This window comes from Pseudomonas sp. DF5, assembly GCF_058148225.1.
This window is the reverse complement of the sequence record NZ_JBYVYM010000014.1, coordinates 62,702-84,070: the sequence shown is the minus strand read 5'-3', so window position 1 is coordinate 84,070 and position 21,369 is coordinate 62,702. Positions and strand designations below refer to the sequence as shown.

The window sequence follows — 21,369 nt, the reverse complement described above, 5'->3', positions numbered from 1 at the left end:
CCGCGGCGCCTGCTTCGCGAGCAAGCTTCGCTCCTACAGGAAGCACGGCGCCTACAAGGCTTACGTGTTTCCAAGGATATGACCATGTCCCAAGACCGTCGCTACAGCTTCGAATTCTTCCCGACGAAGACCGATGCTGGGCATGAAAAACTGATCGCCACTGCCCGTCAGCTGGCGACCTACAATCCCGACTTCTTCTCCTGCACCTATGGCGCTGGCGGTTCGACCCGTGATCGCACCCTCAACACCGTGTTGCAGCTGGAAAGTGAAGTCAAAGTCCCTGCCGCACCGCATCTGTCTTGCGTGGGCGACAGCAAGGACGACCTGCGCGGCCTGCTGACCCAGTACAAGGCAGCCGGCATCCAGCGAATCGTTGCGCTTCGCGGTGACCTGCCCTCGGGCATGGGCATGGCCAGTGGCGAGTTGCGTCACGCCAATGACCTGGTTGAGTTCATTCGTGAAGAGACCGGCGATCATTTCCACATCGAAGTCGCCGCTTACCCGGAGATGCATCCGCAAGCGCGCAATTTTGAAGACGATCTCAACAACTTTGTGCGCAAGGCCAACGCCGGCGCCAACAGTGCGATCACCCAGTACTTCTTCAACGCCGACAGCTATTTCTACTTCGTCGAGCGTGTAAGGGCCAAGGGCGTAAACATCCCGATCGTGCCGGGGATCATGCCGATCACCAACTACAGCAAGCTGGCGCGCTTTTCTGACGCTTGCGGTGCGGAAATCCCGCGCTGGATCCGCAAGCAACTGGAAGCTTACGGCGATGACACCCAGAGCATTCAAGGCTTTGGTGAGCAAGTCATCACCGAGATGTGCGAGCGCCTGTTGCAAGGTGGCGCACCGGGGCTGCACTTCTACACGCTGAACCAGGCTGAGCCGAGCCTGGCGGTGTGGAACAACCTGAAGTTGCCGCGCTAATAGCCGTTAACGCAAGATCAAGAGATCGCAGCCTTTGGCAGCGCCTACAGGGGAATACGCACCTCTGCAGACGCCGCCGACGGTTGCGATCTTTTGCTTTTAATGTCCGATCCAGAGCTTCTGGATCCAGTTTCTGGCTCTTTATGATTTCTCGTCGTAATCTCAAGCCATGCCCCTGATCACCCAGTTGCTGACCGCGCTTCTGTTCACTTGCCTGAGCTTCACTGCCCGGGGCGAGAAGCTGCGTATTGTCACCGAACCCTGGGCGCCCTACGTCTATGAAGAAGGCGGCAAGAACCTCGGGCTCGACTACGAAACCACGGCCATTGTCTTCAAGCGCCTGGGGATCGACGTGGAATGGCAGTTCCTGCCGTGGAAACGCTGCCTGTCAATGCTCGAGCAAGGCCAGGCGGACGGTGTGCTGGATATTTTCCACAGCGATGAACGCGAAGCGACCCTGCTCTACCCCAGCGAACCGCTGTCGCAAGTCGAGTTCGTGATGTTCTACGCCAATGAACGACCGTTTCCATTTCGCACCCTGGACGACCTGAAAGGCCTGACCATCGGCACCTCGCCGGGCTATCTGTACAGCAAGGACTTCAGCGAATCGACGCTGTTTACCCGGGAACCGGCGCCCACCCATGAAGCCAACTTCGGCAAACTGGTGCGCGGTCGGATCGACCTGCTGATCACCGATCGCCGGGTCGGCCAGTACTTGCTCGATCAACTGGACATCCGCGACAAGATCACCGAGAACCCGACTGTCATCAGCCAGCAAAGCCAGTATCTGGCGGTACGCCGCAATGCCGGGATGGATTTGCTGGTGCAGCGTTTCGGTGCCGAGCTCAAGCGCTTCAAGCGCGAACCGGCCTATGCCGAACTGAGCGCCCGCTATGGTGCCAGCCCGGTCGCCGAAACACGGGCTGCCAACGCCACCACAACCAACGGAAAAACCGTTGAGCAGCAGGAAAGCGGCGCACAGTGATTGCTCTGTTATACTCCGGCCTTCCCGCCAGGCTCACGCCCGGACGCTCGGACTTGTTCAAGGCATCTCGATCCCGCTACAGCGCAGCTTTTCAGCCCGCGCGAGCGCTCCAGACGAGCCTTCGAGGCCCAGCAGGACCGGACGGGATTGCGTCCTCTTAAACGCCATTCGCGCCAGGCAAGACTCCCATTGGGCCAAGCCCTAACTAAAACAGGATTACTCATGTCCTTTGCTTCCCTCGGTCTCTCCGAGGCTTTAGTCCGCGCCATCGAGGCAGCGGGCTATACCGAGCCTACTCCGGTGCAACAGCGGGCCATTCCCGCCGTGTTGCAAGGTCGCGACCTGATGGTTGCGGCTCAGACAGGTACTGGTAAAACCGGTGGCTTCGCCCTTCCGATTCTGGAGCGGTTGTTTCCCAACGGTCACCCGGACAAATCCCAGCGTCATGGCCCGCGCCAACCCCGCGTACTGGTCCTGACCCCAACCCGCGAACTCGCGGCTCAGGTGCACGAGAGCTTCAAGGTCTACGCCCGTGACCTGAAGTTCGTCAGCGCCTGCATCTTCGGTGGCGTCGGTATGAACCCGCAGGTTCAGGCCATGTCCCGTGGTGTCGACGTGCTGGTGGCCTGCCCCGGTCGCCTGCTCGACCTCGCCGGCCAAGGCAGTGTCGATTTGTCCCACGTGGAAATCCTCGTGCTGGACGAAGCCGACCGCATGCTCGACATGGGCTTTGTCCATGACGTGAAAAAGGTGCTCGCCCGCCTCCCGGCCAAACGGCAGAACCTGTTGTTCTCGGCGACGTTCTCCAAAGACATCACCGACCTCGCCGGCAAGCTGCTGCACAACCCGGAACGCATCGAAGTCACGCCACCGAACACCACGGTCGAGCGGATCGAACAACGCGTATTCCGTCTGGCCGCCAGCCACAAGCGTTCGTTGCTGGCGCACCTGATCACTGCCGGCGCCTGGGAACAAGTGCTGGTGTTCACCCGCACCAAGCACGGCGCCAACCGCCTGGCCGAGTACCTGGACAAACACGGCCTCACCGCCGTCGCGATCCACGGCAACAAGAGCCAGAACGCCCGCACCAAAGCCCTGGCCGACTTCAAAGCCGGTGAAGTGCGCATCCTGGTTGCCACCGACATCGCTGCTCGTGGCCTCGATATCGACCAGTTGCCCCACGTGGTCAACTTCGAACTGCCGAACGTCGACGAAGACTATGTGCACCGTATCGGTCGTACCGGCCGCGCCGGTCGTTCGGGCGAGGCGATCTCGCTGGTCGCTCCGGACGAAGAAAAACTGCTGAAAAGCATCGAACGCATGACCAAGCAGAAAATCGCCGACGGCGACCTGATGGGCTTCGACTCCAGCGCTGTGGAAGCCGAGAAACCGGAAGTTCGCGAGCGTCCGGATGTGCGTAACCCACGCGCCCCACGTGGCCCACGCGGTGACGGCCCGAACGGCAGCGGTGGTGGTGGCGGTCGTAAAGACAAAGGCAAGGACAAGGGCGGCAAGGAAAAACCTGCCGCTGGCCGTGGCGAGCGCCCGGCCCGTGAACACAAGCCACGCGAAGGCACCCCGGCCCGCGAGCAACAGCGCCCGGCTCCTCGCGCTGCCGCCGACCGTGCTCCGGACGAGTTCCTGGACGACGATATCGATAACTTCGGTAACCGCGTCGACTACGTGCCTCAAGCCAAACCGGCCCAGGGCCGTGGCCGTCGTCCGGGCGCACCGGCACAAGGCGCTGGTGCTGGTGCTCCGCGCACTGGTCAGCCACAAGGTCGCCAGAACGGTCCGCGCAACAGCAGCGGCGCAACCACCGGCACCCCGCCGGCCAAGCGCAGCGGCCCACGCAACGGCGCTCCACGTGACGGCCAGGCCCGTCGCGAAGAGTCCCGCAACCGCCGTCCGGCCCGTGACGACCAGTCTCGTTCGGAACCGGCCGTGCAGAACCCGCGGAGCCCGGCACCGAAGATCATTCACAAGGAGTCGAAGAGCGATCGCTTCCCGACCCCTGAGCAACTGGATCAACTGCCAGGCCGTCCGCGCGGCGAAAAACCAGCCTTGCTGACCCGCAACCGCTGAGTTTTCCAAAGCCATGAAAAATGCCCTGGATCGCAAAATCCGGGGCATTTTTTTGGGCCGGCGAAGAACCCTGTGGGAGCGGGCTTGCCCGCGATATCGTCAGTCCAGCAAACATTGATATTGACTGACCCTCCGCCATCGCGGGCAAGCACGCTCCCACAGTGGCTCGGCGGTGTCCATGTGGATTCTGGCAGGCAATAAAAAACGCCCCTGATCGCGAGATCGGGGGCGTTTTTTGTCAGGCGCGAAAGTTATTTCGCTTTGACACCTTCAAACGTCACGTACAGCTCGACCGCGTCGGACGCTGGGCCCAGGTCTTTTTGCTTGCCGAAATCGGAACGCTTGATGCTGGTGGTGCCTTCGAAGCCGGCACGGTAGCCGCCCCATGGATCCTTGCCTTCACCCAGGAACGTGGCTTTGACCACGATTGGCTTGGTCACGCCCAGCAGGGTCAGGTTGCCAGCCACGTCGGCGGTGTCTTTGCCTGCGGCGTTCTTGCCGGTAGGTTTGACGCTGGTGGAGACGAACTTGGCGTCGGCGAATTTGCCCACGTTCAGGAAGTCACCGCTGGCAATGTGCTTGTCGCGTTCGGCGTGGTTGGTGAACACGCTGGCGGTGCGCACATTGAACTCGATCTTGCTGTCTTCAGGCTTGGCAGCGTCAAAGCTGAACTTGCCGTCGATATCCTTGAAGGTACCGACGATGTAGCTGTAGCCCAGGTGGCTGATCTTGAAGTCAACGAAGGCGTGCTGACCTTCTTTGTCGACCACATAGTCGGCCGCCATCACGTTAGCGGACAACAGAGCAGAACCGATTGCCAGTGCGGCGAACGTCTTTTTCAACATGCTTTCTATTCCTTTGGAGTCGAGGTTGAACATCAGGCTTTGCGCCCCAGCATTCGCGTCAGGGTCGCATCACGATCGATAAAGTGGTGTTTCAATGCTGCCAACGCATGGAGACCGGAAAAAATTACCAGTGCCCAGGCGAGGTACAGATGAATCACACCAGCGGTGTCTGCCTGGTCCGGTAGTCCGGAAACCAGTGCAGGAACTTCAAACAGGCCAAACACCGGAATCCCGACACCGTCTGCGGTGGAAATCAGGTAACCGGCAATCATCACAGCGAACAGACCGAGATAAAGGAAGGAATGGCCGAACTTGGCGCCGAGACGAGTCATGCGGCTATAGCTTGGCAGGAGCGGCGGTGGTGGGCTGATGAAGCGCCACACAACCCGCAGCAACATGACGGCAAATAACACCAGACCGATGCTCTTGTGCAGATCCGGTGCGTCTTTGCGCCAGGTGCTGTAATAGTCGAGACCGACCATCCACAACCCCAATGCAAACAGACCGAAGACGGCCAACGCCACACCCCAGTGCATGAAGATGCTGACCCAACCGTAGCGGGAAGAAGAGTTACGTAGCTGCATTGCCCAAATCCTGTAAGAACTGCGCCCAAGACTATCGAGTTATCTATCGATTTAAAGCGGAAAATTTCGCTCTGAAATATCGAGAAATACGATCAAGACCTTGGGGGCGAGAGGTTAAGAGAGTGTTAACCGCGTGAAAAAACCTTCGCCCACCCTCCTTATCTTCATCCAAGCGCCGATACCACTCGTCAGGACTGTCATATTTAACAGTAGCTTTCATTGCAGGTCATTGATGAACTTGAACTTGGACGTCAGTCCAAGCGTCTGAACAGGAGTTCTACCATGAGTCACAATTCGAGTTCATCCCCCGTAACAACACGCAATCAATCCAATTCGATACCCGTAGGGGAAGGACCGCGAGGGATGGCCATCAGCAACGATGGATCACGTGTATTCGTTTGCAATTACATGTCGGGCAATGTGTCCGTCATCGATACCCGGAACAAAAAGGTCATCCGCACCATCGCCGTAGAGCAGTATCCCCGAAGCATCGCCCTTGGCCACGAGGGAAAAAGAGCTTACGTGACCAACTACGGTTCAAGTTCGGTTTCGGTTATTGATACCGAAACATACGCGGTGGGAAACATCACGGTGGGTAGACACCCTAGCGGAATCGTCGTGAGTCGAGACGGGAAACATGTTTACGTCACCGTTCGACAGAATAAAGAGTGGCTGGCAATTATTGATACCCGCCTGTATGTGGTGAGCAGAGTACAAGGCTTACCCTCACCGTCCATAAGTGTGGATATCAGCCCGGACGATTCGCGCCTTTACATTTCCAGCACCAACGCCCCGGCCGCCCCTTATGAGGACGCGCTCACGGTCATCAACAGCAAGACCTTCAAAGTCATCAATATCATCAAAACTGAAAAATATCCGTCAGCCGTCACTGTCAGTCCCGACGGTAGCGAAGTGTATATCGTGGCTCTGGACGCTCGAAAACTGACCGTGTTGGACACCCGCTCATTGACCACCCGACATTTCGATTTTGTGGCTTGCGAAGGGAAAATAGTGTTCGGCGAAAAGAACGCTTATGCCGTTGATCAAACCGAAAAAGAGGTCGTGGAAGTGAATACCTCCACCCATGAGATTGTTCGCAGGGTTCCCATCCCTGGCGCTTGCGAACCGTATGACATGGTTCTTGATCAACACAACCGCGCCTATATCAGCGACTACCAAAGCGACGAAGTCCATATCGTCGATTTACCATAAAAAAACGCGGCATCACTGCCGCGTTTCCCTTGATCCCAAGACTTACTGAGTCTTGGTTTCGGTCGCCACCGGCGCCTTGGCAGCAGTACTTGCCACTGGTTTCTTCACTGGCTCAGTCTTTTTCGCCGTTGCCTTGGCCGGAGCCTTTTTGGCCTCGGTCTTGGCAGCTGGCTTTTTCGCTGGCGCTTTGGCCGGTGCTTTTTTGGCAGGCTCGGCCTGTACCGGCGACACTGGTTTCGGTGCCTCAACCGGTGCGGCTGCCGGGGCCGGCGCAACTACTGGAGCGGGTGCCGGAGCAACAGGTGCCACGGGCTCTGGAGTCTTGGCCGGAGCCTTGTCGGAACCACCGCCGAACATCCGCGAGAAGAAGCCAGGCTTGGATTCTTCAGCTTTCACTTCAACCTTGGCCGGTTCTGCCTTGTCGGCCGCTTTATCGGACGAGCCACCGAACATATTGCTGAAGAAATTGCCTTTCTTCGCCACCACCGCGCCTGCCGCCGCAGCGGTCGCCGCTGGAACAACCTTCGCCGGTTCAAACGATTTGCCCGCTGCCAGGTCTTCAACCTGACTGGCTGCACGCTGACCGGTGCGCAAGGCGCCTTCCAGGGTGCCTGGGTACAAGGTGTCAGTGTGTTCGCCGGCAAAGGCTACACGTTGCAGCGGACGCTCCCACAGGCGCCAGTATTTGCTGATCTGCCCCGGACCGAAGGCCAGGTAAGCGCCGCCCATTGATGGGTCGGTGCTGTAGCGGCGGATTTCATAACCGGTGAACGAACCGCGTGCCTGTGGATAAAAGGTATGCAGACGAATCAGCACCTGATCGGCCATTTGCTTGTCGCCAAAGGCCTGCATCACCCGCGCGTTGTCGCCGGAAATGTTGATCACCACGTTGGCGCCGCCCTTCAAGGCCGGCTCGATCCACAACATGCCCAGACCGGCATTGCTGTAGATCTCGCCGGACATGCGCGCCTTGCTTTCCCATACCGGCGTCTTGAACTTCAGCATGATCTGGTCACGCCAGCCGTAGTTGGTGCCCTTGATGGCGCCCATGTGCTGGGTGTCCAGCGCCGGAGTCATCTGGATCTTGCTCAGTGCGCGCAACGGCACCGCCAGCACGACGTAGTCCGCCTGATAGCCAACGCTGCCGACCTTGACGGTCACGCCGTCCTTGTCCTGGGTGATGGATGAAACCGGGGAACCGGTCTTGATGGTTTTCAGTTGTTTGACGAAGGCCTGGGCCAGCACCGGGCTACCGCCGGGCAGGCGCGAGGCACGCAGGTCACGGTCGGCAACACCACGGTAGACACGGCTCTGTTGAGCGAAGTACAGCAGCGACAGGCGCGAAGGTTCGTCGTAACGGGTACGAATCTCCTGATTCACCAACTGACGCGCAGTGGCTGGCAGATTCAGGCGATCGAGCCAGTTGGCCACGTTGATCTGGTCCAGGGCGAACAGCGTGCTGTTGGCGGCCGGGTTTTGCGGGTCTTCGATCGAGCGCGCCAGGTCATCCAGGGTCTTTTCGTAGCGTTTCAGCGCGTCGCTGGTGGCCGGCTGTTTAGTCGCCAGATCGGCGGCGCTGAAGTATTCACCGTCGATCAGGTAACCCGGGGTCCGCACGAACTCAGGGGCTGGCGTGGTGCTCAGCTTGAACGTCGAGATGTACTTGTTCAAAACCGGCTGGGTCTTGTCGTTGCCGATCCACTCGCTGGTGGCCATGCCGGATCGACCGCCCAGGGTCGGTTTGGCTTCCAGCAGGGTGACCTGCCAGCCTTTGTTCTGCAGTTCGTAAGCCGCGGTGAGGCCCGAAAGCCCGCCGCCGACCACGATCGCCGTTTTATCCTTGGCCAGCGCCGAAACGCTGAACAGCCCCAACATCACCAGCGCACAGGCGCGCAGCCAACCAGCAGACATTCAGAGAACTCCGGAAATACACGAGGAAATAGCGGTTTTACGAGTCAGACGACTCAAAGAGCCGCGAAGAATACGTCAGCCATCAAAACGCCGCCAGCGACGTCTATCGTCCTATACAAAGTAGCTCAATCGACACAATGGGTTGTTCCCGTGGCGCGCATTGCATAGGCTTGCGCGATTGTTTACCCGCCTACGTCACGGGTAGCCTCGAGGAGACAGAAAATGGGCCTGAATAAACAGTGGATGGAACGCGATCTCGCCGTGTTATGGCATCCCTGCACCCAGATGAAAGACCACGAACAGCTGCCGCTGATCCCGATCAAACGCGGTGAAGGCGTGTGGCTGGAAGACTTCGAAGGCAAACGCTACCTCGACGCCGTCAGTTCCTGGTGGGTCAACGTATTCGGCCACGCCAACCCGCGGATCAACCAGCGCATCAAGGATCAGGTCGATCAGCTGGAACACGTGATTCTTGCCGGTTTCAGCCATCAGCCGGTGATCGAGTTGTCCGAGCGCCTGGTGAAGATGACGCCCGAAGGCCTGACCCGGTGCTTCTACGCCGATAACGGTTCGTCGTGCATCGAAGTCGCGCTGAAAATGAGCTTTCACTACTGGCTCAACCGCGGCCAGCCGAACAAGAAGCGCTTCGTCACCCTCACCAACGGCTACCACGGCGAGACCATGGCGGCGATGGCGGTGGGTGACGTGCCGCTGTTTACCGAAACTTACAAAGCCCTGCTGATGGACACCATCAAGGTGCCGAGCCCCGATTGCTACCTGCGCCCCGAGGGCATGAGCTGGGAAGAACACTCGCGCAACATGTTCGCCGCCATGGAGCAGACACTGGCCGACCACCACGACACCGTGGCCGCCGTGATTCTGGAGCCGCTGATCCAGGGCGCCGGCGGCATGCGCATGTATCACCCGGTGTACCTCAAGCTGCTGCGCGACGCCTGTGATCGTTATGGCGTGCACCTGATCCACGATGAAATCGCCGTCGGCTTCGGCCGCACAGGCACCATGTTCGCCTGTGAACAGGCCGGCATCCGACCGGACTTCCTCTGCCTGTCCAAGGCCCTGACTGGCGGTTACCTGCCGTTGGCGGCCTGCCTGACCACCGATGAGGTGTACAGCGCGTTCTACGACGACTACCCGACCCTGCGCGCCTTCCTGCATTCCCACAGCTACACGGGTAATCCGCTGGCCTGCGCGGCAGCCTTGGCGACGCTGGATATCTTCGAAGAAGACAACGTCATCGAAAACAACAAGGCCCTGGCCCAACGCATGGCCTCCTCCACCGCGCACCTGGTCGATCATCCGAACGTTGCCGAAGTGCGCCAGACCGGCATGGTGCTGGCGATCGAGATGGTCAAGGACAAGGCCAGCAAGACCGCTTACCCGTGGCAGGAACGTCGCGGCTTGACCGTGTTCCAGCATGCCCTGCAACGAGGTGCTTTACTGAGGCCGTTGGGCAGCGTGGTGTATTTCCTGCCGCCTTACGTGATTACCCCGGAGCAGATCGATTTTCTGGCCGAAGTGGCCAGTGAAGGCATCGACATCGCTACCCGTGACAGCGTCAGCGTGGCGGTGCCGAAGGACTTTCATCCGGGTTATCGCGATCCGGGCTGATTGACTTCACCTAAGCTTCAGCGGTGACCGGACTACCGTCATCGCGGGCAAGCCCGCTCCCACAGGATCGGCGCAAAACCTGTGGGAGCGGGCTTGCCCGCGATGGGGCCGCCAGACTTCCACACTTTTACAGAGACCATTGATGAGACTGTCCCGCTTCTTTATCGACGCCCCTTTGAGCACCGGCGAACACGAGTTGCCCGAAGCCCAGGCGCATTACATCAGCCGTGTGCTGCGCATGGCCGAGGGCGATGCGGTGCAATTGTTCGACGGCTCGGGCCACGAGTTTCGCGGCGCGCTGGTGGAAGTCGGCAAGAAACGCGTGGTGGTGCAAATCGATGAAAGCTTTACCGGTCAGGTCGAGTCGTCGCTGGCGGTCCATCTCGGCCAGGGCTTGTCCCGTGGCGAGCGGATGGACTGGGCGATTCAGAAAGCCACCGAACTGGGCGTCACCGAAATCACCCCGATTTTCACCGACCGCTGCGAAGTCCGCCTCAAGGATGAGCGCGCCGACAAACGCCTGATGCATTGGCGTCAGGTGGCGATCAGCGCTTGCGAGCAATGCGGGCGCTCTCGGGTGCCGGTGATTCATCCGCCGCTGCTGTTGGCCGACTGGTTGAAGCAGACCGCAGCCGAATTGAAACTCGTGCTGCACCCGGTGGCCGAGCCGCTGGTAAGTCACGCCAAACCTTCAAGCCTGGCATTCCTGATCGGCCCTGAAGGCGGCTTGTCCGACGTTGAAGTCGAGCAAGCCAAAGCCGGCGGCTTCCACGCCGCCCGCCTCGGCCCGCGCGTGCTGCGCACCGAAACCGCGCCGGTGGTGGCGTTGGCGGTGGCGCAACAACTTTGGGGTGACTTCTAGGACCTTATGGCAAGTGGGCAAGCCCCCTCGCCATAAAAGTAATCACAAGACATAAAACAGAATCGCCACAAAGTGCAGCACGCTCCCGGCAATCACAAACAGGTGCCAGACCCCATGGGCATGGCGCAGACGATGGTCGAGGGCAAAAAAGATGATCCCCACGGTGTACAACACCCCGCCCGACGCCAGCCAGGCAAAGCCTGTAGGGCCCAGAGCCGCCAGTAACGGCTTGACTGCCACCAGTACGATCCAGCCCATCACCGCGTAGATCACGATCGACAGGATCCGCGCTTCCGAGCGCGGCTTGATTTCTTGCAGGATGCCGATCAGCGCCAGCCCCCAGACAATCCCGAACAACGTCCAGCCCCACGGCCCGCGCAGGGTTATCAGACAGAACGGCGTGTAACTGCCGGCGATCAGCAGGTAGATCGAAAAGTGATCGACCTTCTGCATGATCGCTTTCTTGCGTCCGCGAACGCTGTGGTAAACGGTTGAGGCGCTGTAGAGCACTAGCAGGGTAAATGCGTAAATCGCCACGCTGACAATCTTCCACGGACTGCCATCCATACTGGCGATCACCAGCAGCCACACGCCCCCGATAAATGCTGCTACAGCCCCGACCAAATGCGTCCAGGCGTTCAATCTTTCCCCGTGATACATGTGTCGCTCACCTCTACGTTCATTACCGCCGCGCGCAAGGCTCGGGTTTCAAGGTTAAAAGCGCAATGTTTCAGAACACAATGCCCCCTACGAAAGCCATCGAGCCAAACGTTAGCCAATTGGGCACAATCGAGACATTCGAATAAGAGTCTGGCCCATGTTGATCGATGAAGAGTTGACCCTGAAAAAACTCGAGGTGTTCCTGGCCTTCATGCGCACCGGCAATCTGGCCCGCGCCGCCGTCGAGTTACAGACCAGTAACGTTAGCGTGCATCGCGCCATCCACTCCCTGGAAAGCGCCTTGCGTTGCCCGCTATTCAAGCACGAAGGCCGCAACCTGACCCCGTTGGAAAGTGCTTATGTGCTGGAAGAGCGGGCGCAGAAGCTGATTCAGGATGTGCTCGAAACCGTGCGCCTGACCCGCGAAGCCGCCGGGTTCTCCGCCGAGCGTTTCAAACTCGGTTCGCTGTATTCGCTGACGGTGAAGACCGTGCCACAGCTGATCATGGGCCTGAAAATCCGCCGCAGCGAACTCAATATCGACCTGATCCTGGGCTCGAACATCGACCTGTTGTACAAGCTCAAAAACATGGAAGTCGACGCGATCCTGGTGTCGCTGGACGACAGCGTCAACGACCCGGACTGCGAGCAGATCCCGCTGTTCTCCGATGACATCTTCCTCGCCACACCGGCTGATTCGCCCTTTGCCCAGCGGACCGAAGTCGACCTGGCCGAGGTACGTGACGAGACATTCATCACCTTGACCCAAGGCTTCGCCACGCACCAGGACGGTATTCGGGTGTTCAAGCAGGCGGGGTTCGAGCCGAAAGTGGCGATGCAGGTCAACGACATCTTCACCCTGCTGAGCATGGTCAGCTCGGGGGTGGGTTATGCATTGCTGCCGGGGCGGATTGCGGCGGTGTATGAAAACCGGGTGAAGCTGATTCCACTGCAGGAAAAGTACCGGTTGCAGCAGCACATTGGCGTGGTGTTTCTCAAGGCCAAGGAACGTGACCCGAATCTGCTGGCGCTGTTGGCGGAATGCCGGATGTATGCCAATCGCCAGGTCTGACAGACCGCGGCGCCTGCATCGCGGGCAAGCCACGCTCCCACAGGAAATGCGCTGTCCTTGTGGGAGCGTGGCTTGCCCGCGATGGCGCCGGAACAGTCAGCGATGATCTACCGCTTAACCAACAATCCCGCGAACAACGAAGTACAGCAACGAAGGCCCAAGCAAGCACCCAAGCCCGGTGTGGAACGTCGCCGTCAGCGCGCCATAGGGCACCAGCCGCCGATCCGTCGCCGCCAACCCGGCGGTCACACCACTCACCGTCCCGGCCAAGCCGCCAAATACCATCGCCGAGCGCGGGTTATCCAGGCCCATCCAGCGCGCCGCCACCGGCGTGCCGACCATCACCAGAATCGCCTTGATCAACCCGGTGGCAATCGACAGCGCCATCACATCGGACGAGGCCCCAATCGCAGCACCCGTCACCGGCCCGACGATGTACGTCACCGCACCCGCGCCAATGGTGGTCATGCTGATCGCATCGCGATAACCGAACACCCAGGCAATGCTCGCCCCGACAATGAACGGCAGAATCGTGCCCAGCAGCAGCGCGATGACGCCAATCATCCCGGCCTTTTTCGCTTCGGTGGCCTGCACCTCGAACGCCGTGGCAACGATGGCGAAGTCACGCAGCATGGCGCCGCCCATCAAGCCGATGCCGGAAAACAGTGACAGATCCGCCAGGCCTTTTTGCCCGCCGGTCATGGTGCCGCCAACCCAGGCCAGCACCAGGCCGATGACGATGGCAATCGCCGAGCCATGAATCCGCCCGAAAGTCAGGCGCTTGGACAGAATCACCGACACCCACATGATTACGCCAACAAACGCGAATGCCGTGACCAGACTGTTATTTACCAGGCCTTTCTCAATGAGTTCCCACATATCAGCGACCTCCTACTGGCGTGCCGACCGGTGTTATGTCCACCGGTTCATCGGGCAAGGGTTCGCCTTTGTGGGTTCGGCTGATCAACGCAATGGTGCAGCCGCAGAGCACCACCGAACCGATCGCCGCCAGCACCGCCACCGGGCCGCCGTGCAGGGCGGTGACCACGTTCTGTTGCGCCGCCATGGCAACCACCACCGGAATGTACATGGCGCCCCAGAAGCCGACGCCCATCTCGCAATCCTTGGTCATGCCGCCGCGTTTTTGCATCCACAACCGCGCGCAAATCAGCAGGATCATCGCGATCCCGACCCCGCCGACGTTGGATTTCACACCCAGCAACACGCCGAGCATGTCACCCATGATCACCCCTGCCAGCGTACAGATCGCCAACAGCGCCACACCGTAAATAATCATTGTTGTAGTCCTCAAAGTGCATCGTCGAAATTGTTGTTTTTGTAGTTCGAAGCCTGAGTCGGTGGTCTAGTGTTGGCGGCTTCCCTCCTCACGCAACAGCGCCTGCAAGGTATCGAGCCGTGCACCGTCGAAGGCAATCACGGTGCCCTGCTCGAACACCCGGCGCGCCAGCCCGGTCAACACCGCACCGGGCGGCAGTTCGATCTGTAAACGCACGCCGCGCTCGTAAGCGCTTTGCACCGTGCCACGCCAATCAACGACGCGGCACATGTTGAACGCCAGGTCGTCGCGCAACGCGTCAGTGTTAATAACGGGCCGTGCGCGGCTGCCGCTCAGGTAACCCACGGTCGGCGTTTTCAATTGCACCCCGGCGAACGCTTCGGCCAAGGTCTTTGCGGGAATTTCCAGCAGCGGACAATGGGACGGCACGCTGACCGCCAGGCGCTTGGCCAAACCGGCGCCACGCCCTTTCGCCAATTCGGCGACCGCTTTCATCGCAGCATCGCTGCCCGCGATCACCACCTGGTTATCGGCGTTGATGTTGGCCAGGTAAACCGGTGTATCAACATGGTGAACCTGCGCCAGCAACCCTTCCACCGTGGCCGGTTCCAGACCGAGGATCGCGGTCATGCCATAGCCCTGAGGATAAGCCTGCTGCATCAGTTCACCGCGCAGGCTGACCAAATGCAGCGCATCGCTGAAGCTCAAGGCACCCGCGACCACCGCTGCCGGATAGGCTCCGATGGACAGTCCCGCCACGTAATCCGGCGCCATGGATAACTGGCGTGCAGCGGCAACGCCGGCAATCAGCAGGCACAACTGAACGGCCCTCGTCGACTGCAACGCCTCGGCAGAATCGAGTAGCAAGACATCTTCGCCAAGCACCTCGCTCGCCTCGATCAGCGTTTCCCGAGGTAAACGATGGAGCATGCCCGGCTGCTGCGCGCCCTGGCCGGGGAACACCAGCAAGCTGCTCACGCTGCTTGCTCCTGCGGGTTCCACGGATCGGACACCAGACACGCTGCATCGGCGTTTTTGAGTAGAACCCGTTGCGACGGGCCAGCCCACTCGCGCAGGGCAACAGCGCCACTTGGCGTCTGCAACTGTATATCCACCAGACACTCGGCGCTGCCGAGAAGCATCATCAATGCCCGCGCTTGAGTACGGCTCAATGGCTGCGGTGTACGCAGAATCAAGTCGAGATCGCTGCGCTCATGGAGCGCCGCAAAACCGCTGGCCAATTCAAACCCGGCGCTGCCGCTGACACCCCACACCCAACCGCAGGCGTCGAGCATCGGACGCAGTTGCGCCAGCGCTCGCAGGGTCGGCAGCTTGCGAGTGCTCTCGACATGACAGAGCTCTTCCGGCCGTACCCGATGAGAAATCGCAGCAACGGCCATCGACGTTGCATAACGCTGCTCACGCAAGCGCCCACGCACCCCGACCGCGATTTGACCCGGCGCGGTGATCGCGCGCCGAACTACCACCGGCTGACCCGCGCTGATCGACTCGACCACCCACCCAGGCGCATCCGCCGGCAACTGCTCCGGGGTCATCCCCCAAAGCAGGTCGTGGGGCAAAAACCTGTTCACCACTGCGCTCTCAGCAGTTGGCGAACCTTGCTCGACGCGGCGCGGTTACTCGCACCCAGGCGGCTGCTCAGATCGCGACCGCCGGCAGCGACATCGCTAATCGCCTGGCTCAGGCACTCCGTCACGCAAGCCAAATCCGCCATCGTCGGCTGCTCGATCTGCTCCACCGACAAGGTTTCCCAGAGCAAGCCCAGGCTGGCATAGCTGTCGATGTCATAGGCCATCGGCGGCACGCTGGCGGCCAACGCCTCCAGCTCTTCGACGCTGCGCAACGTCACCCGCGCCGCCGACGCCTTGCCCATCGCATGCACCATCACCCCCGGATCGCGCAACGCGATCAGCCGGTTGGCCTGATACCCATGAGCCAAAAACGCCCCGGACATCGCCTTGCCCACCAGCAAACCGATCACCGCATGGCCGGCCAGTCGGGCTCGTGCATAACTGTCCGCCGCACCGGCCAAGGCCTGATGAATACCAAGTGCTTCTTCGCGCCGACCGTAAGCCTGGCTCGGCACATCGACGATGGCGATCAGCGCCCGTTTGTGCGGTGTATCCCGATCGGCTTCGATCACCTCATCCACCGCTTTGGCCAGGCCCCAGCCTTCCAGCAGGCCAACCTCGCCATTGCGGGCGCGGACGAAGCGGTTGTCGGGGTCGGCCACCACCGCAATAAACCGCACGGGCTGATCGCCCAATACACCGTCGGCGACTTTCAACGAAGCCGGCAAACCTTCGACCGATTTTGCACCCACACTCAAGGCGTTGAACCAGTTCAGGCCTCTAAGGGAATACGAGCTCATGAGCGCTCTCCTTGATACAGATCGCGAACCGTCGCCGGCTCGATTTGCGGTTCGGCGTCCAGACAGGCCAACCGTTGCAGGAACCATTCGGCTTGGCGGCTACGTTGTTGCTCCGGCAAACCTTGCTTGAGCAATTCGCCGACCTGCTGCTGAATCTGCGCCACGTCGTCCTCGGCATAGCGATCCACCAAGCCACTGGCGAAGCGTTGCTCGCCACCGGTCAGGCTCCAGATAAACGGGCGATCACGGGAGTCGTATTCCTCAAGCCCGGCTTCCTGCTCGATCACCTGCGGGCCGTTGAGACCAAGGCGCGCTTCCTGAGTCACCAGCAAATAACTGCACAACCCAGCGGCAATCGACATCCCGCCAAAACAACCCACGCTGCCGGCAACCACGCCGACCACAGGCTGGTACTGGCGCAAATCGACAATCGCCGCGTGAATATCGGCAATCGCCGCCAGCCCGAGATTGGCCTCCTGCAAGCGCACACCGCCAGTTTCCAGCAGCAACACGGCGCGCGTGGCAATGCCTTTGCGGTTGTCCTCGGCGGCCAGTTCCAGCGCACCGGCAATCTTCGCCCCGCCGACTTCACCCAGGCTGCCGCCCTGAAAGGCGCCTTCGATGGCCGCGATCACCACCGGCAAACCGCCGATGCTGCCCTTGGCGATGACCACGCCGTCATCGGCTTGCGGCACCACGCCCTGGCGCGACAGCCATGGCGACATGACGCGCTGAAACGGGTCGAGCAGTTCGCGGAAGGTGCCGGCGTCGAGCAGCGCTTTTGCCCGTTGCCGGGCACCGAGTTCGACGAAGCTCTGCCTTTCAAGTAATGGGTTGAGAAGCGCTGCGCTGTCAGTCATGACCGATCTCCTCAAAGCCCTGTTCCAGACGCAAGCGCACCACGCCAGGGGTGGCGCCGAAATCGTGGATATCGATCGCCATCGCCGGCGGCGTCTGGCCATCGAACATCCGTGCAAACAGATGCTGCCAGCGTTGTTCACTGCCGTTGACCGAGGTCTGCACCTGGATCGTCAGCTTGCCCGCCAGCCCCGGCTCGATCAGCACTTCCAGATCGCCCGAGCCTACACAGCCCACCAGCGCCCTGCCCCGTGGCGGCTGCCCGGCGGGGAATTCAAAGGATAAGGTTTCCATCAAAACGCTCCCTGGAAGATGCCGTCGCACGACTCAATGCGGTCGATGAACAGGCAGGCTGCGAGCAAGTCCGCAGCGCCACCGGGCGAGGCATTCAACGCGATTAATTGTTGGTCCAGCTCATGCAAACGACGGCGACCGGCGAGGCTGGCGCTGCCGCCGGCATCGAGCACGGCTTGAGCACCGAGTTGCATGGTGTGCAGGCCGGTTTCGCCCGCGCGGTAGAGCACACAGGTGTCGGCCAGTGTCGTCATGATCGCCAGCAAGGCATCGAGCCGGGCGTTCTGTTCAGCAACGCCTGCGGCGCGGCTGCGTTTGAGTTGCGGCAATGCGCGTTGAATCACCGCAGGGAAACCGAGCTGCGCCTCTTCACGGGCACCGCGTGCGCCGTAGCGTTGGGCGACCTGGGCACCGTGGCTTAAAGGACGTGGCGAATAACGGTCGTCGAGCAAGGCCAGGCGCGCAGCGCGCAAAGTGATTGAGCTTGCGGCACAGGATTCAGGTTCCAGCGCGGCGGCAGTGACCAAAAGCCCCAACGCCCAGATCGCCCCACGATGGGTGTTCACACCGTTGGTGGTGGCGAGCATTTCTTGCTCGCCTTCACGACCAATCCGCCCAACGGTTTCGCGCAGCGGTAAACCAACATCGCCAAACTCGATGGCCGCGTCCGCCATTGCCTTGAACGCCGGCCACAGGGACAACGCCGAAGCGTGCATCAGCCCGAGGTGCAAATCGGTGTGCGCACCATTGCCGCGACGGTCCACCAGCGCCGGTTTCGGCGACAGGTCCGCTTCGTCGATCAGCGCGTCCACCGCCAGGTCCGCCAGCCGTTCGGCCAGGGTGAGGGTTTTCGGTTGCAGGTTGAATGCGTGCATTACCAGCTCCTGAACTTGGCGGGCGGGTTGTAGAGGCCACCGGACCACTCCACCAGATCGGCCACGCTTTTCGCTGCGAGCAGTTCGCGAGTGGCGTCGGTGCGGCGGATGCCGAGGTCTTCAGGCAAGGCGATCAGGCCTTCGCGGCGCATGCGCGCGGTGTCTTTGGGGTTGTGGCGCAAGCCGATGGCGGTCACCCCGGCGACGGCGGCGATCATCGCCTGGCGCTCTTCGAGGGAACGGGCCTTGTACAGATAGGCGATGCCTTCTTCGGTGAGCAGGTGGGTGACGTCATCGCCGTAAACCATGATCGGCGCCAGCGGCATGCCGCTTTTCTTCGCAACGTCCACCGCGTCGAGGGTTTCAACGAAGGTCGGTTTGCCGCCCTCCTGGAAGGTCTCGACCATTTGCACCACGAGTTTCTTGCCACGTTCGAGCATCGGCTCGGCCACGTCGGTATGGCGCATGTCGAGCCAGGCCGGCGTACCGTGACGACGACCGCGCGGGTCGTGCCCCATGTTCGGCGCGCCACCGAAACCGGCCAGGCGTCCGCGAGTCACGGTAGAGGAATGACCGTCGCCATCGACTTGCAGGGTCGCGCCGATGAACAGGTCCACCGCGTATTGCCCGGCGAGCTGACTGAACATCCGGTTGGAGCGCAGGGAGCCATCGCGACCGGTGAAGAACACATCAGGCCGGGCGGCGATGTAGTTTTCCATGCCCAGTTCGGTGCCGAAGCAATGCACACTTTCGACCCAGCCACTTTCGATGGCCGGGATCAGGGTTGGGTGCGGATTGAGCGTCCAGTTGCGGCAGATCTTGCCCTTGAGGCCAAGGGACTCACCGTAAGTCGGCAGGATCAATTCAATGGCGGCGGTGTTGAAGCCGATGCCGTGGTTCAGCGACTGAACGTTGTGTTTTTCGTAGATCCCGCGGATCGCCATCATCGCCATCAACACATGCACAGGCTTGATGTGGCGTGGGTCGCGGGTGAACAACGGCTCGATGTAGAACGGCTTGTCGGCCACTACCACGAAGTCGACCCAGGACGCGGGGATATCCACGCGAGGCAGGTCGCTGACATCGTCCACCAGTTGATTGACCTGGACGATGACGATGCCGTCGCTGAAGGCGGCTGGTTCGATCAACGCGGGGGTGTCTTCGGTACTTGGGCCGGTGTAGATGTTGCCGGCACGGTCGGCCATGAAACCGGCCGAGAGCACGACGTTGGGGATCAGGTCCACCACCAGCCGCGCATAGAGCTCGATATAGGTGTGAATCGCGCCGATTTCCAGCAAACCGTCTTCGAGCAACTGGCTGATGCGCAAGCTTTGGGTGCCGGCGAACGAGAAATCGAGCTTGCGCGCGATGCCGCGTTCGAACAGGTCCAGGTGCTCGGAACGCCCGACACTGGGCATGATCATGTGTAAGTCATGCAGCTTGCCCGGATCGGCCTTGGCCAGGGCGCGGGACAGGAAGTCCGCCTGCTTCTGGTTATTGCCCTCCAGCACCACACGGTCGCCGGGCAGAATCAACGCCTCCAGCGCCGCCACGATTTTGTCGGTGGGCAGCACCACACCGTCGGCAAGCCCCTTCACCAATTCGAGACGCCGCTGCTTTTCGCTGCGCCGCCGCGTCCATCGCGAGTCGGGGGATATTGTTGTTGTCATGACCACTCCACGGGTTCGCTGTCGTGGGGTCACCTTAGGAGTGTTGGGTGGGGGGCATCAATCAAGCAGAGTGTTGGATCGTTACGGTCAGGGTAATGATCGACAGAAGATCTCTGTTGCCAGTCCTGGCCTCATCGCGGGCAAGCCCGCTCCCACAGGTATTGTGTATGACTCAGGATTTGAGCACGACACGGACACTGTGGGAGCGGGCTTGCCCGCGATGAGGCCAGTACATTCCCCGCAGCTTTCGATGACGAAGACTTCGTCGCTCATGGCAGAGAGCAACAACCGATAAGTCCCAAAATAGGACCGATCGGTCCCTTTTTGGGAATCCTTTGTGGTGAGGGGGCAAGCCCCCTCGCCACAGGGAGGTCCGACAGCCTGAGGTTTTGTGTTTAAAAGTTTGTCCGCAGGAACGGTGTGAGGCTACGCAGTCTGGCGTCGCTGCCTACAGCAATGCCGGAACCCGCCGACTGGTGGGGTTTTGTGTTGGTCTTTATCGTTTGAGTGTCGCTGCCAATTCAGCGACCGGGCTTGGAACCCCGAGGTGTAGAAGGCGCAAAAGCGCCCCCTCATGACGTATGCTTGCGCACCTTTAATGTGTGTACTCCGTTATGGCGGCTGTGCGCGGGAGACCTTCGGGTCTGCCGGGTTTTCTCCACCTCGGGTTCCAACCTGCGTACAGCTGCCACCCCTTCGCTTGGAACCGATGGAGCAGTTGAAACACATTACTGGAGACTCACTATGTTCAAAGCTACTCCCAATCCCCCGGAAACCGGCGTCGATTCCCAAGCCTCCCTCGAAGCCGAGAAACTCAAGGAAGCCGCCGACCGCGCCTTCTCTCATTACTTCCCGTCACCCCACGAAAAACCGGCCAAACGCCGTAAGTCCCGGCTCTTCAGCGTCGCCCCCGACATCGATACCGAAGCCCTTCTGGCCAATGCCTCCGAAGACCTGCTGTCCATCAGCGCCATTGCTGCCGATCTGGCGGACGATGTGGAAGGCTCACGCCGCTCCGTAGCCTTGGCGCTCAGCCGTTTGGCGGATGGCGTGCAGTTGTTGGTGGAGCGGGTGCTGGATCATCATGAGTCGTTGCAAATGAAGGCTCGGGCCGGGGTTTAGCAGCCAGGTCTTTGGTAAGTTGGAGGCCGCCTTCGCGGGCAAGCCTCGCTCCTACAGGGTTTTGTGCACGCTGCAGATCCAACGTA

At 60.6% G+C, this 21,369-nt stretch carries 21 protein-coding genes; 8 read left to right on the top strand and 13 right to left on the bottom strand.

Going from position 1 to position 21,369, the window contains the following annotated elements; all coding sequences use genetic code 11:
- Positions 1-84 precede the first annotated feature (84 nt).
- The 3 genes from metF (at position 85) to rhlE2 (ending at position 4,000) form a co-directional block, all read left to right on the top strand.
- Complete coding sequence (gene metF, locus AC30D7_RS14980; RefSeq protein WP_349747491.1) at positions 85-930, top strand: methylenetetrahydrofolate reductase [NAD(P)H]; 846 nt, start codon at positions 85-87, stop codon at positions 928-930.
- 169 nt (positions 931-1,099) lie between these two features.
- Positions 1,100-1,915, top strand: coding sequence for a substrate-binding periplasmic protein (locus tag AC30D7_RS14975; RefSeq protein WP_490134578.1), 816 nt, complete (start codon positions 1,100-1,102; stop codon positions 1,913-1,915).
- Positions 1,916-2,137: 222 nt separating this feature from the next.
- Positions 2,138-4,000 carry an RNA helicase RhlE2 gene (rhlE2, locus tag AC30D7_RS14970; protein WP_204124782.1) on the top strand — a complete coding sequence of 621 codons (1,863 nt, stop codon included), beginning with the start codon at positions 2,138-2,140 and terminating at the stop codon, positions 3,998-4,000.
- A gap of 251 nt (positions 4,001-4,251) precedes the next feature.
- On the opposite strand, the gene AC30D7_RS14965 is transcribed toward rhlE2, so the two are convergent.
- On the bottom strand, positions 4,252-4,845 hold the full coding sequence (locus tag AC30D7_RS14965; RefSeq protein ID WP_490134577.1) for a YceI family protein: 594 nt from the start codon (positions 4,843-4,845) through the stop codon (positions 4,252-4,254).
- Positions 4,846-4,877: 32 nt separating this feature from the next.
- On the bottom strand, positions 4,878-5,429 hold the full coding sequence (locus AC30D7_RS14960; RefSeq protein WP_490134576.1) for a cytochrome b: 552 nt from the start codon (positions 5,427-5,429) through the stop codon (positions 4,878-4,880).
- A 282-nt stretch (positions 5,430-5,711) separates the two neighbouring features.
- On the opposite strand from AC30D7_RS14960, the gene AC30D7_RS14955 reads away from it, so the two are divergent.
- Positions 5,712-6,641, top strand: a complete 930-nt coding sequence (locus AC30D7_RS14955) for a YncE family protein (protein ID WP_490134575.1) — start codon at positions 5,712-5,714, stop codon at positions 6,639-6,641.
- Positions 6,642-6,683: 42 nt separating this feature from the next.
- Here the strand turns inward: AC30D7_RS14955 and AC30D7_RS14950 are convergent, their stop codons facing one another.
- Complete coding sequence (locus AC30D7_RS14950) at positions 6,684-8,552, bottom strand: flavin monoamine oxidase family protein (RefSeq protein ID WP_490134574.1); 1,869 nt, start codon at positions 8,550-8,552, stop codon at positions 6,684-6,686.
- A gap of 222 nt (positions 8,553-8,774) precedes the next feature.
- Between AC30D7_RS14950 and AC30D7_RS14945 the strand changes: the two genes are divergently transcribed.
- Together AC30D7_RS14945 and AC30D7_RS14940 are read left to right on the top strand one after the other, a co-directional pair.
- Complete coding sequence (locus AC30D7_RS14945) at positions 8,775-10,181, top strand: adenosylmethionine--8-amino-7-oxononanoate transaminase (protein WP_105340838.1); 1,407 nt, start codon at positions 8,775-8,777, stop codon at positions 10,179-10,181.
- 142 nt (positions 10,182-10,323) lie between these two features.
- A complete protein-coding gene (locus AC30D7_RS14940; RefSeq protein ID WP_490134573.1) occupies positions 10,324-11,043 on the top strand; it encodes a 16S rRNA (uracil(1498)-N(3))-methyltransferase in 720 nt (239 codons plus the stop codon).
- Positions 11,044-11,085: 42 nt separating this feature from the next.
- Here the strand turns inward: AC30D7_RS14940 and trhA are convergent, their stop codons facing one another.
- A complete protein-coding gene (gene trhA / locus AC30D7_RS14935; protein ID WP_490134572.1) occupies positions 11,086-11,703 on the bottom strand; it encodes a PAQR family membrane homeostasis protein TrhA in 618 nt (205 codons plus the stop codon).
- Between the two features lie 157 nt (positions 11,704-11,860).
- Here trhA and AC30D7_RS14930 point away from each other — a divergent pair, with 157 nt between their 5' ends.
- On the top strand, positions 11,861-12,775 hold the full coding sequence (locus AC30D7_RS14930) for a LysR family transcriptional regulator (protein WP_105340833.1): 915 nt from the start codon (positions 11,861-11,863) through the stop codon (positions 12,773-12,775).
- Between the two features lie 114 nt (positions 12,776-12,889).
- Here AC30D7_RS14930 and madM read toward each other — a convergent pair whose 3' ends face one another.
- The 9 genes from madM to mdcA all read right to left on the bottom strand — a co-directional run bounded on the left by madM (position 12,890) and on the right by mdcA (position 20,161).
- Positions 12,890-13,654, bottom strand: coding sequence for a malonate transporter subunit MadM (gene madM / locus AC30D7_RS14925; RefSeq protein WP_018928728.1), 765 nt, complete (start codon positions 13,652-13,654; stop codon positions 12,890-12,892).
- A 1-nt stretch (position 13,655) separates the two neighbouring features.
- Entirely contained in the window at positions 13,656-14,072 is a 417-nt protein-coding gene (gene madL, locus AC30D7_RS14920; RefSeq protein WP_018928727.1) for a malonate transporter subunit MadL, read from the bottom strand.
- Positions 14,073-14,138: 66 nt separating this feature from the next.
- Complete coding sequence (mdcH, locus tag AC30D7_RS14915) at positions 14,139-15,050, bottom strand: malonate decarboxylase subunit epsilon (protein WP_490134571.1); 912 nt, start codon at positions 15,048-15,050, stop codon at positions 14,139-14,141.
- The gene (locus tag AC30D7_RS14910; RefSeq protein ID WP_490134570.1) at positions 15,047-15,667 is read right to left on the bottom strand and encodes a malonate decarboxylase holo-ACP synthase; all 621 of its coding nucleotides are present in this window, start codon (positions 15,665-15,667) and stop codon (positions 15,047-15,049) included. The genes mdcH and AC30D7_RS14910 overlap by 4 nt, the downstream gene beginning before the upstream one ends.
- The gene (mdcE, locus tag AC30D7_RS14905; RefSeq protein WP_490134569.1) at positions 15,661-16,464 is read right to left on the bottom strand and encodes a biotin-independent malonate decarboxylase subunit gamma; all 804 of its coding nucleotides are present in this window, start codon (positions 16,462-16,464) and stop codon (positions 15,661-15,663) included. The genes AC30D7_RS14910 and mdcE overlap by 7 nt, the downstream gene beginning before the upstream one ends.
- Complete coding sequence (locus AC30D7_RS14900; protein WP_490134568.1) at positions 16,461-17,324, bottom strand: biotin-independent malonate decarboxylase subunit beta; 864 nt, start codon at positions 17,322-17,324, stop codon at positions 16,461-16,463. The genes mdcE and AC30D7_RS14900 overlap by 4 nt, the downstream gene beginning before the upstream one ends.
- Entirely contained in the window at positions 17,317-17,616 is a 300-nt protein-coding gene (locus AC30D7_RS14895) for a malonate decarboxylase subunit delta (protein WP_007941972.1), read from the bottom strand. The genes AC30D7_RS14900 and AC30D7_RS14895 overlap by 8 nt, the downstream gene beginning before the upstream one ends.
- Positions 17,616-18,491, bottom strand: coding sequence for a triphosphoribosyl-dephospho-CoA synthase (locus AC30D7_RS14890; RefSeq protein ID WP_490134567.1), 876 nt, complete (start codon positions 18,489-18,491; stop codon positions 17,616-17,618). Before AC30D7_RS14890 ends, AC30D7_RS14895 begins: the two co-directional genes overlap by 1 nt.
- Entirely contained in the window at positions 18,491-20,161 is a 1,671-nt protein-coding gene (mdcA, locus tag AC30D7_RS14885) for a malonate decarboxylase subunit alpha (protein ID WP_490134566.1), read from the bottom strand. Before mdcA ends, AC30D7_RS14890 begins: the two co-directional genes overlap by 1 nt.
- A gap of 744 nt (positions 20,162-20,905) precedes the next feature.
- Here mdcA and AC30D7_RS14880 point away from each other — a divergent pair.
- Positions 20,906-21,283 (top strand): DUF6124 family protein, encoded by a 378-nt coding sequence (locus AC30D7_RS14880; RefSeq protein ID WP_490134565.1) that lies wholly within the window; start codon positions 20,906-20,908, stop codon positions 21,281-21,283.
- Positions 21,284-21,369: the final 86 nt, after the last annotated feature.